The following is a 15809-nucleotide window of genomic DNA, read 5'->3' on the forward strand; positions in this document are numbered from 1 at the left end:
ACATAATGAGAAAACACTTTCAAAACTTTTTACTTATGATTCAATTCATGACTAGAATACCTATAAAATTAGAATTACCTTGCAGCCAAGAAGACTTTAAAAATGGAACTGCTTTTTTTCCTTTAGTGGGATTTACAGTAGGAATGATACAATGGATAGTTTATATTGCACTTATGAAAATACTACCACCTAAAATAGTAATGCTATTTGTAGTACTAATAGGCATACTCATAACAGGAGCCTTTCACATAGATGGATTTGGAGACACTTGTGATGGATTTTTTGCCTGTAAAGGAAAAGATAAAGTAATAGAAATTATGAAAGACAGTAGAGTAGGGGCTTTTGCTTGCATAGCTATAGTGTTTAACATATTATTTAAATATGAATGTATGGTAGAATTGCTTTCCAGCTATGATGGATTTTTTATAGTAGGTGTACCTATAATAGGAAGATTTTCAATTACTATATTAGCAGCACTAGGTGTACCTGCAAAAGAATCTGGCACAGGAAATTTATTTATAAGAAATATAGGCAAAAGAGAATTCCTTATAAGTTTTATTACAACCATAGTTTTATCTTCATTATTTTTAGGAGTAGTCAACACTGCAATAATAATACCATTAGTATTTGTAGTAACATTCTTATTTAACAGATTTTGTCTCCACAATATAAAAGGTATCACAGGAGACAGCTTTGGAGCTAATAATGAAATAATAGAAATTTTTGTTTTAACAGTACTTTTAGCCACTGCAAAGGTAATATTATAATAGGTAAGGAATATAGTATATAAAAAAGGAATATAAATAAGGGCGGTAACAGCTTTTATAAATTATTAGAATAAATTTTAGAGAGTCTTAGAATAAAAAATAAAAAAACTCCGTAATTCAGCTCAGGAAGTGCTGAGCTCTTTCATCCACAGGACGTGGAATTGAAAGAGGTAGGGGTTTTTTTGATTTTTAATTCTTAGAGTCTCTTAATGAAATGATTTATTTATAAAAGCTGTTACCGCCCTTATTTATATTCCTTTTTTATATACTATATTCTTCATCTAAATATCTTTTTTATTACTAAAATTTTTATTGCATTTTATGGATTTGTATGCTAATATCTAAATATAACGTATGAACATATATTCATATATTAAAGTGAGGAGTGATATTAAGTGAAAAATGATAAAAATAAAATAGAAGTATGTAGTTGTAATGTTATTCACAAGGAGTCTGTTGATAAGGTTAAAAGTAATATGATAGAAAAGGAGATTACAAAGGAGTTAGCTTCTTTTTTTAAAGTGTTGGGAGATCCAACTAGAATAAAAATTCTATATGCTTTGTCATTAGAGGAATTATGCGTTTGTGATATAAGCAATATATTGGAAATGAATCAGTCAGCTATATCTCATCAATTGAGAATATTGAGGGCAGCTAGACTTGTTAAGTATAGAAAACAAGGTAAAACCGTATTTTATTCATTGGATGACCAACATGTACAAAATATATTTGGACAAGGTTTGGAACACATTAAAGGGGAGAGAGAGGTGTAGCTATGGAAATTAAAAAGCTAATTATAGGAGGAGTTGTTTTTGCTGCAGGGTATTTTACTAAAAGTATGGGGAATATAAGTATAATTTTATTTTTAGCAAGTTATATAATAATTGGATCAGAGGTTTTGATGAATTCAGTAAAGAATTTGTTAAAAGGAGATTTGTTTGATGAAAATTTCTTAATGAGTGTAGCTAGTATAGGTGCAATTTTAGTTAAACAGTATCCTGAAGCAGTAGCTGTAATGTTTTTATATGAATTAGGAGAATATCTTCAAGATAGAGCAGCAGATAATTCAAGGGAATCAATACTAGAACTTATGGATATAAGACCGGATTATGCAAATATATTAAGAGATAGTGGTGATATATACAAGGTTTCTCCAGAGGACGTGAAAATAGGGGATATTATAGTTATAAAACCAGGTGAAAAGATTCCTTTAGATGGAAAGATAGTAGAAGGAAATTCTCTATTAGATGTATCTGCTTTAACAGGAGAGTCATTGCCTAAGGAAGTTTATGAAGGGGATACAGTTTTAAGTGGAAGTATAAATAAAAATCAACTTTTAAAAATAGAAGTGGTTAAAAACTTTAATGAATCTACTGCTTCTAAAATATTAGATTTAGTAGAAAATGCTTCTAGCAAGAAAGCAAAGGCAGAAAAGTTTATAACTAAATTTGCGAAAATATATACTCCTATAGTTGTTTGTTTAGCTTTACTTTTAGCTATAGTTCCTAATTTTATATTTAAAGATACTTCAGTGTATACTTGGATATACAGAGCTTCAGTATTTCTAGTAGTTTCTTGTCCATGTGCTCTTGTAATATCTATTCCTTTAAGTTTCTTTGCTGGAATAGGAAAGGCTTCAAAGAGTGGAATATTAATAAAAGGTGGAAATTATTTAGAAGCATTAAATAATATAGAAGCTATTGTTTTTGATAAAACAGGAACTTTAACAAAAGGAACTTTTAAAATAAGTAGCATAAAACCAGAAGATTTTATAAAGGAAAATGAACTTTTAGAATATGCAGCTTATTTAGAAAGCTTGTCCAATCATCCTATAGCAAAATCTATAGTTAAAGCTTATAAAGGTGATATAAACAAGGAAGAAATAAAAGAATTTACAGAAATACCTGGAAGAGGTTTGAAAGCCATAATAAAATGTAAAGAAGTGTCTATAGGAAATGAAAAACTAATGGAAGAAATGGGCATTAAAATAAACAAATCAGAAGAATATGCCACTGTTTTATATGTAGTAATAGATAAGCAATTTGCAGGATATATAGCTATAAATGATGAAGTAAAAGAAGATTCTAAAACCACTATAGAAGGTTTAAATAAAATGGGTATAAATAAAACAGTAATACTAAGTGGAGACAAAAAATATATAGCAGAATCCCTAGGAAAATCTCTAGGAATAAGCAAAATTTACTCAGAACTTCTTCCACAACAAAAATTAGAAAAACTAGAAACTTTAGAAAAAGAAAAATCTCCTGAAAATAATATTGTATATGTAGGAGATGGAATAAATGACGCACCAGCTCTAGCAAGAGCAGATATAGGAATTTCCATGGGAGGAGTAGGTTCCGATGCAGCAATAGAAGCCTCAGATGTAGTTATAATGAAAGATGAACCTTCTAAAATAATAGAAGCAATTAATATAGCTAAAACCACAAGAAAAGTAATAATACAAAACTTAATATTCATATTTGCTGTAAAAATATCCGTACTAATATTAGCAGCTTTAGGCATAGCCAACATGTGGTTAGCAATATTTGCAGATGTAGGAGTAGCACTAATTGCAGTAGTAAATTCTATGAGAATAATATCAATTAAAGTAAGCTTCAAAAAATCAGAAAACAGTGAACATTGCCATGGTGGATGTTGCTGTTGTCATAAACATTAATAAAAAATCCATAAAAATTTCAAAGAGAAATAGTTAACAAAGCATAGAAGACCTGTGACTTAAAGTGAATTTCACTCTTAAATTCTACCCATTAGAAAAAAACATTTTACTAAACTTTTCAAACTCACTACGTTCAAACAGTGAAAAGTTCTTCACGAAAAATATTTTTTCTAATGGGAGAAATTTATAGAGTTTATTCAATACAGTCACAGGTCTTCTATGCTTTGTTAACTATTTCTCTTTGAAATTTTCATGGATTTTTTATTAATGTTTATGACAACACTAAGATCTCCATATATGCCATAATTTATTGTTAGTGCCTCTAGCAAAAACGTCTATTCTGTTAGGACCCCAAGATACAGCAGCAGGTGCAGAGGTTAAAGTTAATCCACCAATATTTTGCCAGTTACTCCATCTGGAACCATTCCAGAATTTATGAATTAATTGATTATTGATATCTCTAGCAAAACAATCTATTCTGTTAGGAGCCCAAGAAGCTGCAGCAGGTGCAGAAGTTAATCTTCCACCTAGGTCTTCCCAATTACTCCATCTAGCTCCGTCCCACCATTTGTGCCACATAGCATTATTAGTGCCTCTTGTGAAAACGTCTATTCTATTAGGACCCCAAGATACAGCCGCAGGTGCAGAAGTAAGTACTCCACCTAAGTCTTCCCAGTTACTCCATCTAGTTCCGTCCCACCATTTATGCCATAATGCATTATTAGTACCTCTAGCAAAACAATCTATTCTGTTAGGAGCCCAAGAAGCTGCAGCAGGAGGAGAAGTAATTATTCCGCCTAAGTCTTCCCAACCACTCCAATTAGAGCCATTCCACCATTTGTGCCACATAGCATTATTAGTGCCTCTAGCAAAAACATCTATTCTATTAGGACCCCAAGATACAGCCGCAGGTGCAGATGTTATTACTCCACTTAAGTCTTCCCAATTATTCCATCTAACGCCATCCCACCATTTATGCCATAATGCTCTATTTTCTCCCATAGCAAATACATCTAATCTATTTCGCGCCCAAGAAGCTGCAGCTGGTGCAGATGAAATATTAATTCCACCTAAGTTTTCCCACCTACTCCAATTATCTTTTGGCGTAGTATCAGATAAATTTTCTAATGTAAATCTTATAATTGTTTTCATTATGGTATTAGCTCTGTTTAAAGGCACTCCATAACCTAAAAATAATCCTCTTACCCAAGGATATTGTTTTATAAAATCATTAAATATAGCATCAGTTTTTTGTGAAACAGTTCCAGTATATTTACTAGCATTACTTACAGTAAATGAAACTAAAGCTCTAAATATATTGTTTACTATTATATAGTTCATTCTATAGCCTCTTAATTCAGAATATATAGAAGCATATCTAGAATTAATTAGTTCCATAATTTTGTCTATGTCTTTATAATCTTGTCTAAATAAGCCTCCTTCAGTTTTTAGAGTTATGTCATTTAAATTAGATAATATATTATCTCTTAAGTAGCAGTTATACATACATGCATTGTTGTTAAAAGTATCTTGCCAATTAGTATACATAAATTAACCCCCTAATATTCATCACTTTATATAATATGAAAAAGTAGGAATATATGTTAATGTTTTTAAGTAATTTAATGTATTTTTTTTATTTGGTTTGTAAATTAAACTTTAAAATAACTAAAGTTGACAGAGCAAATTTGTTGTATTAAACTTAATATGAAAATTACATTTTTATAGGGAAATATTAAATTTTTACTTTAAGGTTCTATTATGTATTTAATTCAGCAAAGAAAGTTTGCTGTTTTTTATTTTATAAAAGTAGGTGGTATTATCAAAGATAAGAAGTTTGTATTTATATCATTAATATTAGTAGTATTTTTTTTAAGTATATTATCTATAAGCATAGGTAAAGTAAATATATTTAATGAAAATAAAGAAATAGGATTAAATATACTTTTAAATTTAAGGCTTCCTAGAATAATTATGGCAATGTTTGTAGGAGCTTCTCTAGCAGTAAGTGGAGCAGTTTTTCAAAGTCTTTTAAATAATCCTTTAGCAGATTCCTATACTTTAGGAGTATCTTCAGGGGCAGCTCTTGGAGCTTGTATTGCTATATATTTAAATTTAACTTTGTCTATTTATATACCTCCACAAATTTTATCTATTGTATTTTCAATATTAGTATTATTTATAGTGCTTTCCATAGCTAATGTAGGTGGATTTATTACTAATTCAAATATTATATTAGCAGGACTTATAGTAAGTTCTGTATGTCAAGCTGGTGTAAGTTTATTAAAAAGCATGGCTAATGAAAATGCTTCTGCTATGGTTTACTGGCTTTTAGGAAATTTATCTGCTAAAAGCATAAAAGAAGTAATTATGTTAATAGTGTTTTCTACCATAGGTATACTTATATGTTTTAGATATTCAAGGGAAATTAATATTATGACATTAGGAAGAAAAGAAGCTATTATTGTAGGTGTAGATTATGATAAAACCAATAAAATACTATTAATTAATTGTTCTATAATAACAGCTATTTGTGTTTCATTATGTGGAATTATAGGATTTATAGGAATTATAGTTCCTCATTTAATAAGGATTTTGGTAGGTGCAGATAATAGAAAAGTAATTCCATTAAGTTCTCTTTTAGGAGCAATTCTTCTTCTTTCTGCAGATACTTTAACTAGAACAGTTTTTCCTCATGAAATTCCAGTAGGTGTGTTTACTACTCTAATAGGAGGTCCATTTTTCTGCTATATATTCGTAAAGAGAAATAGTAGGACAAATATATAAAAGGAGAGCATATATGGATATATTAAATATAAAAAATTTACAAGTACAATTAGATAAAAAAATCATATTAAATAATATAAATTTACAATTTCAAAAGGGAAAAGTTTATGGAGTTTTAGGTCCTAATGGCTCTGGAAAAAGCACATTGCTTTTATCTATAGCTAAAATTATAAAAATTAAAAATGGAAGTATACATATAAATAAAAAAAACTTAAACAAATATAGTATAGAAAATTTATCTAAAGTTATATCTCTTCTTTCTCAAAATTTTCAGCTAAAACTTCCTTATACTGTAGAAGAAATAGTGTTTATGGGTAGGTATACTTATACTAAAGGTATTTTATCAAAAGAAGAACAGAATTTTATAGATAATATTATAGAAGAAATGGATTTATGTAAATTAAAATCTACTCAAGTTACTAAATTAAGTGGTGGAGAAAAACAAAGGGTGCTTTTAGCTAAGACTTTGTGTCAAGATACAAATATAGTATTAATTGATGAAGGCTTTAGTAATATGGATATACATTATCAAATTAAATTCATGAAGCTTTTAAGAGAAAAGGCCTATAAAGATAATAAACTTATAATATTTGTAATGCACAATTTGCTTTTAGCAAAAAAGTATTGTGATAATATTCTTCTTTTAAAAAATGGAGAAGTATACAATTTTGGAGAAAATGAAAAAGTGCTTACAAATAAGGCTTTAAAAGAAGTTTTCAATATAGATGGAAAATTTAGCGGCAATGCTTTTGAAATATTTTAATACGAGGTGATTTTATGGCTAGAATTATGCTTCAAGGAACTGCTTCTTCTGTAGGTAAAAGTATATTAGTAGCAGCACTTTGCAGAATTTTTAAACAAGATGGTTTTTCAGTTTGTCCTTTTAAATCTCAAAATATGTCTTTAAATTCGTACATAACATTAGATGGAAAGGAAATGGGAAGAGCTCAAGTGCTTCAAGCTTATGCAGCAGGTCTTAGTCCAGAAGTTTATATGAATCCTATACTTTTAAAGCCTACTGCAGATAAAAAATGTCAAGTTATAGTAAATGGAAAAGTACTTAAAAATACCACAGCTATGGAATATCAAAATATGAAAGTTCAGTTTAAATCCATGCTTAAAAGCCAATTTGAAGAATTAGAGAAAAAATTTGATATTGTGGTTATGGAAGGGGCAGGAAGTCCAGCGGAAATAAATTTAAGAGAAAATGATATAGTTAATATGGGTATGGCAGAAATTGTGGATGCACCAGTGCTTTTAATAGGTGATATTGATAAAGGTGGTGTATTTGCATCTTTAGCAGGAACTATGCTTTTGTTAAGAGATGAAGAAAAACCTAGAGTAAAGGGAACTATTATAAATAAGTTTAGGGGAGATGTAAAAATATTAGAACCTGGACTTAAAATGTTAGAAGACATTGTACATATACCTACTTTAGGAGTAGTTCCTTATTTTAAATTGGATTTAGAAGATGAAGATGGAGCTATAGAATTTAATAAAGAAATAAAAGCTCCAATTGATGTAGCAGTAATAAAGCTTCCTCATATATCTAATTTTACAGATTTAGATGCTCTTAAAATAGAAGAAGATGTTTCTGTAAGATTTATAGAGAAAAAAGGTGAACTTAAAAATCCAGATTTGCTTATAATTCCAGGAACTAAAAACACTATAGAAGATTTAATGTGGCTTAGAAATACTGGTTTAGAAGATGCTATAAAGGATTATAGTAAAGAAGGTTTTGTTATAGGTATATGTGGCGGATATCAAATGCTAGGAAATGTTATAAAAGACCCTTTTGAAGTAGAAACAGATTTAGGAGAAATAAAAGGAATAGGAATTTTAAATGTAGATACTGTGTTTGAAGAAGAAAAGGTAACTACAAGAGTTAAAGCTGTAAATAAAGAAAATAAAGTAAATGTTTATGGTTATGAAATTCACATGGGAATTTGTAATTATGGAGAAGGAACTAAAGAACTGTTTATTATAGAAGATAAAAATAATGAAAAAGTAAATTACAAAGACGGAGCAATAAATGAAAAAGGAAATGTTATGGGAAGCTATATTCATGGCTTATTTGATGGAGTAGAATTTAGGGAATATATATTAAATGTAATTAGAGTTAAAAAAGGCATGGAAAAACTTAAATCTAAAGAATATGAAAATATAAGAGAAATAGAATTAGATAAATTAGCGGATATAGTAAGGGACAGCTTGGACATAAAAGCTATTTATGAAATCATGGGAATTAAAGCACCTTGTAAATAACTATATTTGAAGTTAAATTTAGTTATATTAGCTAATTTACCAATTTTTATTGTGTGATAAATAGCTATATTAAAGTTAAATCAGAAATGCTAACTAGAATGTATTAATTTAAATAAATTAATACTAACTTATTTAAAGGGAGATAAATTTATTTATGTTTGGTAACTTTATAGATATAATTTTAGCAGTGGTTTTGGATTGGATAATAGGAGATCCTTATTCTTTTCCTCATCCTGTTATATACATGGGAAAGTTAATAAGTTTTTTAGAGAAAAAAGGGAGAAAGCTTTGCAAAACCAATGCTAGTATAAGAGCTTTTGGTGGCTTTATTGTAATAATAGTATGTTTTATAAGCTTTATAATACCTTTTGCAATACTTAAATTTTTAGAATTTTATAATATTTTTCATCATATAGCAAATATATTAATAATTTGGACTACATTAGCAGCAAAATCTCTTCATAAAGAGGCAAAAAAAGTTTATTACGAGATTAAACGTGGTGATTTAAAAGAAGCTAGAGTAAAATTATCTTATATAGTAGGAAGAGATACCACAAATTTATCAAAAGAAGAAATTATAAGAGCAGATGTGGAAACTATAGCGGAAAACACAGCAGATGGAATAATAGCTCCACTTTTTTATGTAGTAATTGGAGGAGCACCATTAGCTATAATGTACAAAGCAGTAAATACTATGGATTCAATGCTAGGATATTTAAATGAAAAATACAAATACATAGGATTTTTTCCAGCTAAAATAGATGATGTTTTTAACTATATTCCTGCTAGAATAACAGGGGTGCTTATTTGTTTATCAGCTCCTTTAGTTAAGGGAAATATAATTGAAAGTTTAAAAATAATGATTAGAGATAGGAAAAATCATAAAAGTCCTAATTGTGCCTATTCAGAAGCAGCCGCTGCAGCAGCTATGGGAATTCAATTAGGGGGAACCAATGTATATTTTGGAGAAGTTATATATAAACCAACTTTAGGAGATAAAAAAAAGGAATTAAATGAAGATCATATAAATGAATGTATTAAACTTATGTATGCTGCCGAAGTATTGTTTATGTTAATTTATTTTAATTGTATATATTGAAATAATTATAAACACATGTTACAATTACCAATAATTAAGTGACAATCTATATTTAATATAATTCACAATTACTTATATAAGTTTGTGAGGTGAATCAAGTGAACGAAAAAGATATTGTGTCAAAAACTTATTTTAAGGTTGGAATTTCTACATTAATTGGTGCTATATTAGGTATAATAGCGTATACAAACAATTGGTTAGGATAATTGGAAGTCAAATAAATTTAAATGACTAGGTATTAGTACAGTATACTTTTACCTAGTCATTCTTAAATATTAAAATTGTTCATTACTTTTTTTATAAAAACTTTTTTTCAAAATAAATTCTATAGTAATAAATATCGAAACTAATATTAAGCATTCAAGTTCAAATAACGAAACGCTTATATTATAAACAGCAGATTTATTTAATATTAGAAATATTGTAGTAAGTAGTAATGTAAATACTCCTGAAATACTCCATATTAAACTACATTTTCTATTAGCTGAAGCTACTGAATTTGTATCTTTAAAATAAGCTACTTTTTTATCATCTGAAAGGCCAGAAAAAAGCATTGCTATAGGTATAAATAAATCTAATATTTTGTCTACTTTTTTATATAAATTTAGTTTATATAAAATTCCTATGAAAATCATTAATATAGGAATACCTATATTACAAGTCAATATCAATATATTCATACTAAAACCTCCATATATGTTATAATTATTCGGGGTATTTCTTTTTATGCAATTATTATTGGTTAAGAATATTTTAACATTAAGCAGTACAAGGTTCAATATGTTTATCATAAAGCCAAATTAGATCATACTGAATTTTATGAAGTTCAATTTCTTCCATAAAAGGTTTTAATAGCTGAAATGTATTTCCATTTTTATGTGGACTGCCCATAAGAATACAATATTTCATTTTGTACCTCCATTTATTATTCTAGTTGAAAAATTTCTTCAACAGGTGTATTAAATAATTTTGCTAATTTTAAGGCTAATTCTAAAGTAGGGTTATATTTATTATTTTCTATTGCATTAATTGTTTGGCGAGTGACTCCTAGTTCATTTGCTAGATCTTCCTGTCTTAATCCCATTTGTTTACGAAGATATTTAATATTATTCTTCATCTTTACTCATTTTCCATTTTAAATATTGTTCTATGCCCATTTTAATTAAGTTTTGAGAGATTAATAAGAAGAATGCAAAAGAATTAAAACTTCCTACTTTTGTATAATCATATATAGTCCAAATAAACAAAAATAAAACTGTGTAAAACCAAGCCCATTTAATTGATTTTAAACTTATAGCCATCTCCATTTCATCCATTTTTCTCATTATCACTACCTCCTATATAAAAATGTAAAATGTTCTTTACATTTATAATATAATAAAGCGGTGGTAAATGTCAAATGTATTTTACATTTGTTATTAGAAATTAAGAATTTAATTTATATTAAAAATTAAATAATAGGTATTAAAAAACTATATAAATAATGGATATATTGGTGTATAATTGTAGGGTATTATGCAAAAAAGAATATTTATATTTTACTTATATGGGGGGACTTAATATGAACTTAGAAGAATTACGTTTAAGCTGTGCCATTAAGCAAAAGAAAGGACTACATTTTATATTAGCATCAATTATTATTTGGTGTGTTGTACTAATTATTCAGTTAACATCATTACCTATTTTAACTAAGAACTTATTTACATTTTGCGCTACAGCACCATTAATGCCTTTAGCATTTTTTATATCTAAAATAATAAAGGTTGATTTTCAAAATAAAGAAAATCCCTTAACTAATTTAGGAGTTCTTTTTTCTGCAAATCAAATGCTATACTTACTGATTGCTATGTGGATATATCCAACTATACCTAAAAAAATGCTAATGGTAATAGCAATGATTTTTGGAGCACATTTGTTGCCCTATGGTTGGCTTTATAAATCCAAGTCTTATATTGTGTTCGCTGTTTTAATACCAATTTTATCTCTTATAATTGGGCTAAAATTTGAACCGTACATACTTGCAATCATGATGGTGATAATAGAAGTTTTGTTTAGTATTAGCTTGACAGTTGAGAACAACAAACTTATGTCAGATTTTAAATATGAATAATTTGCTAGAGCACCGCATTATTCAAGTTTGAATTTTGGGGTGTTTTTGTATTGAGGAAAGATTGAAATTATAGCTGTAGAAAATAAGATAAAAGTACTAAAATTTTAGAAGTTTTAGTACTTTTATTTACTATTAAATATAGATTATCTCGACTATTTCGAAATTTAAACAAAAAGGTTTTTGACAAGCTATTTGCTCATAATCAAAATTCATCTCTTTAATCAAATATAAAAATATCTTCTATTGGAGCATTTACAGCCCTTGAAATATAAACTGCCATTTTTAATGACGGGTTATATTTTCCTGCTTCAAGCCGAATAATTGTTTCTCGACGCACATTTACTTTCTCTGCAAGTTCCTCCTGAGTCAAGTTGGCAGCTTGCCGATATTCTTTAAGTTTACAAGTAAAATCTGCCATATGATTACCCCCTTTTGTCTATGAAGTAAGCAAGTGCAGGTGCTAAGGTAAAAATAATAGCATAACCTATGGAACCTGCAAGCAAAACAGTTTCAGATGCTACTTTTTTATCAAGTGCAAATAAAATAAAGAAGCATAATATAAGGGCTAATCTTCCTGCAATGCTCACTGCTTTATTAATGTTTTCTTCTAATCGTTCATCAGACTTTTCTTTACCAATGAGTCCCCACCAAAAGAAACTGAAAAAACCAAAGAAAATGCAGAAGAACGGATTATAAATGATTCCTAAAATTCCAAGGAAACCTAGAATACCAAACACTGGATGGATGCGAAATGTTTTTTTCATATTTTATACCTCCTAAATAATTATGTGATATATTTGTAACGTTACAAATATATCACATAATTGGTTTAATGTCAAGAACTGGGTGTGATATATATAACATTAATATTTAAGCATTTGTTCAAAGTAGGGATTAATCTTTAGTTAAAAAACGAATTGTATTTTTTTAAAAGTGGATAATGCATTACTTAGAAAATATGGTATAATCAATTTATTATAGTATATTATAGGAGGTGGTATTATTAAAAAACTTTGGTATGATTGTTGCTGTAGAAATACAAGCAGTTTTAAATAAATTTTAAATTTATGAAGAATTAACTAGTGATGGAGGGTGAAAATATGGAATCTATGTTTATAGCTGTAATAACTATGTTAGCTATTATTTTAAATGTGAATATTAATAGGATACAACGCAATCAAGAGCGAATAGAATCAAAATTAAATGGAATTATTGAGCATTTGGGAGTACCTGAATTATCTATAGAGAATAAAATAAATGATGAATTGAAAGATGAGCTAATAAAGCTTGTTGAGGCAAATAAAAAAGTTAAAGCAGTAAAAAAGTTAAGAGATGCTACTGGAATGGGTTTAATAGAAGCAAAGAATTATGTAGATAGTTTAGGATAAACATTGAGAATTTATTTTGGAAATAAAGCAAATCTGCCAAAGTAACAAACTTCAATTTTTTAGGAGGAAACATATTGTATAAAGAAATAAAAGATTTATTAAATAAATTAAATAGCGAAAATGTTGAAGAATTAAAACCAAGTTTAATAAGAAAAGTTAATGAAATCATTTTAAATATAAATGATAATGATATATCGGATGATGAATTAGAGTCGCTATGCAACTTTTTTATAATAAGAGAGAATTTAAGAAAAGAGATAAAGAAAGAGAATCCATTAATTGAAGGATTACTTATAGAAAATTTTATTAAAGCATTTGATGAATTTATAAATGAAATTAATAATAAAGATTATATTTCAGATATCATTGAACTAATTAATACTTCTATAAGAAGCATTGGAGGAATTGCAAGAGGTTATAGGCTAATGAAAAAATATGCGCTATCTAAAGATATCAATAATATTCAGTATTTGATAGAGTTAAAAAATGAATTTTATAAGCATTTAAGATCATATAGTATTAAGGGAATTTATGAAGAACAGTTTGTAATATGTGGTCTTATTAATATTATAAGATTTGAATTAGAAGAAAAATCACAAGAACATGGAAGGTATATTATTTCTATGTTGACAGATTATAAAACAAAAAATATGAAAAGTATTGAGGAATTTGAAAGTGAATCCCACTTAGATGAATTAAAAATTAAAATGAAAATAGAGTTTGGAATAGAACTTCAAAGAAGAATATACTTATGGAATAAATTAACAAGTAAATTACAAGATCATTACTATTTAGAAAACTTATATAAATAAGAAGTTAATAATTTATAGAGTTTTCATAAAGAGAGAATAAGCTTATAAGAAATTTATAATAAAGATTTTTATAAAATAGTAAGGAGAAAATATGAAAATAGAGAATAATCATATTAAAGGTTTAGACTTTCTATATTTAGGATTATATGCTTTTGCAGGATTAGGTTCAGAATTATTGTTATCTCTTTTTATTGAACCATTATTATATGGAAAAAGCATAAATAAATTCACGAGCTCAGAAAATATAGCACATTGGATACTTACTTGTATTATGTGGGGCATTGTTGCAACACTATTGATTTACGTGTCAAAGAAGAAATATGAGTTTGATATATTTGCTAATAGAAATAAAATAGGAAAAATAAATTGGATTATTGCTTTAATTCTTTTGGGAATTTCTATAATCATAAGTATTTGGGAATGGAATGGATTTAAAGTCTTAATAGAATTTAAAAATAATGGCTGGTTGAAGTTTGTTTTTCAATACATTTATTATATTTTTGAAGCTGTACTTGTTTTATTGATTATAGTATTTGGTCAAAAAGCTGGAGAAATAATTTTTAAAAATACTAAACTTCCTTGGGGTGGTTTTCTTTTAGGACTAACATGGGGATTAGTACATTTTTTAATAAAAGGAAACTTAGTTATAGGTTTAATATTATGTTTAGTGAGTGTGCTATATGGCATTGCATATCTTGCTGTAAAGAAAAACGTTTATGTTGCATATCCACTTATATTTCTAATGTTTGTTTTATAGTATGCTAAGCTATTAATCTTATATTTAAATTGCAATGTAAAATTATATCAACGATGTATGAAGAACTTCCTACTCCAAAAGTAAAATAGAAAAAGAAATTTTTAAATTTCTTTTTAAGGTTGAGTACTTTAAATAGTAATTTGCTAGGAAGATAATTTAGGAGAGATAATAATGAGCTATAAAAAAAGTAATAACTTGATAATTGGTTGCTTGTGTGCAATAGGTTGCGAAATATTTTTCGGTCTTAGCTACATTTTCACGAAGCAGGCTACCGACAATGCAAGTGTATTGTCTCTATTGTGTTGGAGATTTCTCGTTGCGTTCATCGTCATGAGTATCTGCACTTTCTCCGGTTTTATAAGAATTAATCTGAAAGGAAAGAAAATCAAGCCAGTACTACTGATAGCGCTGTTCAGCCCGGTAATATATTATATTGGAGAAACCATAGGAATCAGCCATACGACCGCATCCGAAAGCGGCGTTTTCCTTGCATGCATTCCTGCAGTCTCCCTGGTAGCATCTACGTTGATTCTAAATAAGAAACCAAGTGGAAGACAAGTGGTGGGCATACTGGTAACTTTGATTGGTGTGCTCGTAACGGTATTGGCAATTGGGGCAACAGCAAGCCTGTCAGCAGTAGGATATTTGTTTCTTTTGATTGCAGTAGGTTCATATGCACTCTACAGTGTATTTGTAGAGAAAGCTTCCGATTATACGGGTGCAGAGATAACATATGTAATGCTGACCGCTGGAGCAATTGTATTTAGCATCTTAGCAATTGCTGAAGCATGTGTTATAGGAAATGTTAATGTCTTGATGAGTCTTCCTGCTAGGGATTCAAATTTTCTTATAGCCATTCTCTATCAGGGAATCGGATGCTCCGTATTAGCCTTTTTTCTCTCAAATGTGGCTATTGCTAAAATTGGAGTGAATCGTACATCATCATTCATCGGTGTAGCAACAGTTGTTTCGATAATTGCAGGAGTTATACTGTTGGGGGAGCGTTTCTCCATCTATCAGATTATTGGAGCTATTATTATAATTGCAGGCGTATATATTTCAAATACAAACAATATTGATGACTGACAAATTCCAATTTATAAAGCAATTTAAAAGACTTATTTAAAAATAAAACTTCATTTTTAAA

18 protein-coding genes and 1 pseudogene are annotated in these 15809 nt (G+C 28.2%); 12 read left to right on the plus strand and 7 right to left on the minus strand.

Annotated features, from left to right (window positions below; all coding sequences use genetic code 11):
* Positions 1–5 precede the first annotated feature (5 nt).
* From cobS to CLOACE_RS04140, 3 genes are all read left to right on the plus strand, one after another.
* Positions 6–767, plus strand: coding sequence for an adenosylcobinamide-GDP ribazoletransferase (gene cobS / locus CLOACE_RS04130; protein WP_070109787.1), 762 nt, complete (start codon positions 6–8; stop codon positions 765–767).
* A gap of 395 nt (positions 768–1162) precedes the next feature.
* Complete coding sequence (locus tag CLOACE_RS04135; RefSeq protein ID WP_070109788.1) at positions 1163–1540, plus strand: ArsR/SmtB family transcription factor; 378 nt, start codon at positions 1163–1165, stop codon at positions 1538–1540.
* A gap of 2 nt (positions 1541–1542) precedes the next feature.
* A complete protein-coding gene (locus tag CLOACE_RS04140; protein ID WP_070109789.1) occupies positions 1543–3444 on the plus strand; it encodes a heavy metal translocating P-type ATPase in 1902 nt (633 codons plus the stop codon).
* A gap of 282 nt (positions 3445–3726) precedes the next feature.
* Here the strand turns inward: CLOACE_RS04140 and CLOACE_RS04145 are convergent, their stop codons facing one another.
* A complete protein-coding gene (locus CLOACE_RS04145) occupies positions 3727–4992 on the minus strand; it encodes a PLL family lectin (RefSeq protein ID WP_242866392.1) in 1266 nt (421 codons plus the stop codon).
* A gap of 213 nt (positions 4993–5205) precedes the next feature.
* Between CLOACE_RS04145 and CLOACE_RS04150 the strand changes: the two genes are divergently transcribed.
* The 4 genes from CLOACE_RS04150 to cbiB all read left to right on the plus strand — a co-directional run bounded on the left by CLOACE_RS04150 (position 5206) and on the right by cbiB (position 9595).
* Entirely contained in the window at positions 5206–6231 is a 1026-nt protein-coding gene (locus CLOACE_RS04150; protein WP_070109790.1) for a FecCD family ABC transporter permease, read from the plus strand.
* A 13-nt stretch (positions 6232–6244) separates the two neighbouring features.
* Positions 6245–6994: an ABC transporter ATP-binding protein gene (locus CLOACE_RS04155; protein ID WP_070109791.1), complete on the plus strand. Its 750-nt coding sequence runs from the start codon at positions 6245–6247 to the stop codon at positions 6992–6994.
* Positions 6995–7008: 14 nt separating this feature from the next.
* Positions 7009–8496, plus strand: a complete 1488-nt coding sequence (locus tag CLOACE_RS04160; protein ID WP_070109792.1) for a cobyric acid synthase — start codon at positions 7009–7011, stop codon at positions 8494–8496.
* Between the two features lie 154 nt (positions 8497–8650).
* Positions 8651–9595: an adenosylcobinamide-phosphate synthase CbiB gene (cbiB, locus tag CLOACE_RS04165; RefSeq protein ID WP_070109793.1), complete on the plus strand. Its 945-nt coding sequence runs from the start codon at positions 8651–8653 to the stop codon at positions 9593–9595.
* 275 nt (positions 9596–9870) lie between these two features.
* Here the strand turns inward: cbiB and CLOACE_RS04170 are convergent, their stop codons facing one another.
* The 4 genes and pseudogenes from CLOACE_RS04170 to CLOACE_RS04185 all read right to left on the minus strand — a co-directional run bounded on the left by CLOACE_RS04170 (position 9871) and on the right by CLOACE_RS04185 (position 10920).
* Positions 9871–10275, minus strand: a complete 405-nt coding sequence (locus CLOACE_RS04170; RefSeq protein WP_070109794.1) for a hypothetical protein — start codon at positions 10273–10275, stop codon at positions 9871–9873.
* A gap of 82 nt (positions 10276–10357) precedes the next feature.
* A pseudogene (locus CLOACE_RS04175) lies at positions 10358–10504 on the minus strand (flavodoxin family protein); the annotation flags it as partial.
* A gap of 16 nt (positions 10505–10520) precedes the next feature.
* Positions 10521–10712 (minus strand): helix-turn-helix transcriptional regulator, encoded by a 192-nt coding sequence (locus tag CLOACE_RS04180; protein ID WP_070109795.1) that lies wholly within the window; start codon positions 10710–10712, stop codon positions 10521–10523.
* Positions 10702–10920, minus strand: a complete 219-nt coding sequence (locus CLOACE_RS04185; protein ID WP_070109796.1) for a hypothetical protein — start codon at positions 10918–10920, stop codon at positions 10702–10704. The genes CLOACE_RS04180 and CLOACE_RS04185 overlap by 11 nt, the downstream gene beginning before the upstream one ends.
* A 236-nt stretch (positions 10921–11156) precedes the next feature.
* On the opposite strand from CLOACE_RS04185, the gene CLOACE_RS04190 reads away from it, so the two are divergent.
* Entirely contained in the window at positions 11157–11705 is a 549-nt protein-coding gene (locus CLOACE_RS04190) for a DUF7010 family protein (protein WP_070109797.1), read from the plus strand.
* A 217-nt stretch (positions 11706–11922) separates the two neighbouring features.
* Here the strand turns inward: CLOACE_RS04190 and CLOACE_RS04195 are convergent, their stop codons facing one another.
* Both CLOACE_RS04195 and CLOACE_RS04200 read right to left on the minus strand, forming a co-directional pair.
* Positions 11923–12123, minus strand: coding sequence for a helix-turn-helix transcriptional regulator (locus CLOACE_RS04195; protein WP_070109798.1), 201 nt, complete (start codon positions 12121–12123; stop codon positions 11923–11925).
* 4 nt (positions 12124–12127) lie between these two features.
* Positions 12128–12469: a DUF3796 domain-containing protein gene (locus tag CLOACE_RS04200; protein ID WP_070109799.1), complete on the minus strand. Its 342-nt coding sequence runs from the start codon at positions 12467–12469 to the stop codon at positions 12128–12130.
* A gap of 336 nt (positions 12470–12805) precedes the next feature.
* On the opposite strand from CLOACE_RS04200, the gene CLOACE_RS04205 reads away from it, so the two are divergent.
* From CLOACE_RS04205 to CLOACE_RS04220, 4 genes are all read left to right on the plus strand, one after another.
* Entirely contained in the window at positions 12806–13093 is a 288-nt protein-coding gene (locus CLOACE_RS04205) for a ribosomal protein L7/L12 (protein WP_070109800.1), read from the plus strand.
* 74 nt (positions 13094–13167) lie between these two features.
* Entirely contained in the window at positions 13168–13905 is a 738-nt protein-coding gene (locus CLOACE_RS04210; protein ID WP_242866394.1) for a hypothetical protein, read from the plus strand.
* A 91-nt stretch (positions 13906–13996) separates the two neighbouring features.
* Positions 13997–14662 carry a hypothetical protein gene (locus tag CLOACE_RS11855; RefSeq protein ID WP_070109802.1) on the plus strand — a complete coding sequence of 222 codons (666 nt, stop codon included), beginning with the start codon at positions 13997–13999 and terminating at the stop codon, positions 14660–14662.
* Between the two features lie 171 nt (positions 14663–14833).
* Complete coding sequence (locus tag CLOACE_RS04220) at positions 14834–15748, plus strand: DMT family transporter (protein WP_070109803.1); 915 nt, start codon at positions 14834–14836, stop codon at positions 15746–15748.
* Positions 15749–15809: the final 61 nt, after the last annotated feature.

The sequence above is a fragment of the Clostridium acetireducens DSM 10703 genome (genome assembly GCF_001758365.1).
GTDB classification, from domain to species: Bacteria; Bacillota; Clostridia; order Clostridiales; family Clostridiaceae; genus Clostridium_C; species Clostridium_C acetireducens.

Bases quoted from the DNA above. Each gene is read 5' to 3' on its own strand.
- cobS (WP_070109787.1), top strand. From the start codon at position 6: ATGAGAAAACACTTTCAAAACTTTTTACTTATGATTCAATTCATGACT.
- CLOACE_RS04140 (WP_070109789.1), top strand. From the start codon at position 1,543: ATGGAAATTAAAAAGCTAATTATAGGAGGAGTTGTTTTTGCTGCAGGG.
- CLOACE_RS04145 (WP_242866392.1), bottom strand. From the start codon at position 4,992: ATGTATACTAATTGGCAAGATACTTTTAACAACAATGCATGTATGTAT.
- CLOACE_RS04150 (WP_070109790.1), top strand. From the start codon at position 5,206: ATGTATTTAATTCAGCAAAGAAAGTTTGCTGTTTTTTATTTTATAAAA.
- CLOACE_RS04155 (WP_070109791.1), top strand. From the start codon at position 6,245: ATGGATATATTAAATATAAAAAATTTACAAGTACAATTAGATAAAAAA.
- CLOACE_RS04160 (WP_070109792.1), top strand. From the start codon at position 7,009: ATGGCTAGAATTATGCTTCAAGGAACTGCTTCTTCTGTAGGTAAAAGT.
- cbiB (WP_070109793.1), top strand. From the start codon at position 8,651: ATGTTTGGTAACTTTATAGATATAATTTTAGCAGTGGTTTTGGATTGG.
- CLOACE_RS04170 (WP_070109794.1), bottom strand. From the start codon at position 10,275: ATGAATATATTGATATTGACTTGTAATATAGGTATTCCTATATTAATG.
- CLOACE_RS04180 (WP_070109795.1), bottom strand. From the start codon at position 10,712: ATGAAGAATAATATTAAATATCTTCGTAAACAAATGGGATTAAGACAG.
- CLOACE_RS04185 (WP_070109796.1), bottom strand. From the start codon at position 10,920: ATGAGAAAAATGGATGAAATGGAGATGGCTATAAGTTTAAAATCAATT.
- CLOACE_RS04190 (WP_070109797.1), top strand. From the start codon at position 11,157: ATGAACTTAGAAGAATTACGTTTAAGCTGTGCCATTAAGCAAAAGAAA.
- CLOACE_RS04195 (WP_070109798.1), bottom strand. From the start codon at position 12,123: ATGGCAGATTTTACTTGTAAACTTAAAGAATATCGGCAAGCTGCCAAC.
- CLOACE_RS04200 (WP_070109799.1), bottom strand. From the start codon at position 12,469: ATGAAAAAAACATTTCGCATCCATCCAGTGTTTGGTATTCTAGGTTTC.
- CLOACE_RS04205 (WP_070109800.1), top strand. From the start codon at position 12,806: ATGGAATCTATGTTTATAGCTGTAATAACTATGTTAGCTATTATTTTA.
- CLOACE_RS11855 (WP_070109802.1), top strand. From the start codon at position 13,997: ATGAAAATAGAGAATAATCATATTAAAGGTTTAGACTTTCTATATTTA.
- CLOACE_RS04220 (WP_070109803.1), top strand. From the start codon at position 14,834: ATGAGCTATAAAAAAAGTAATAACTTGATAATTGGTTGCTTGTGTGCA.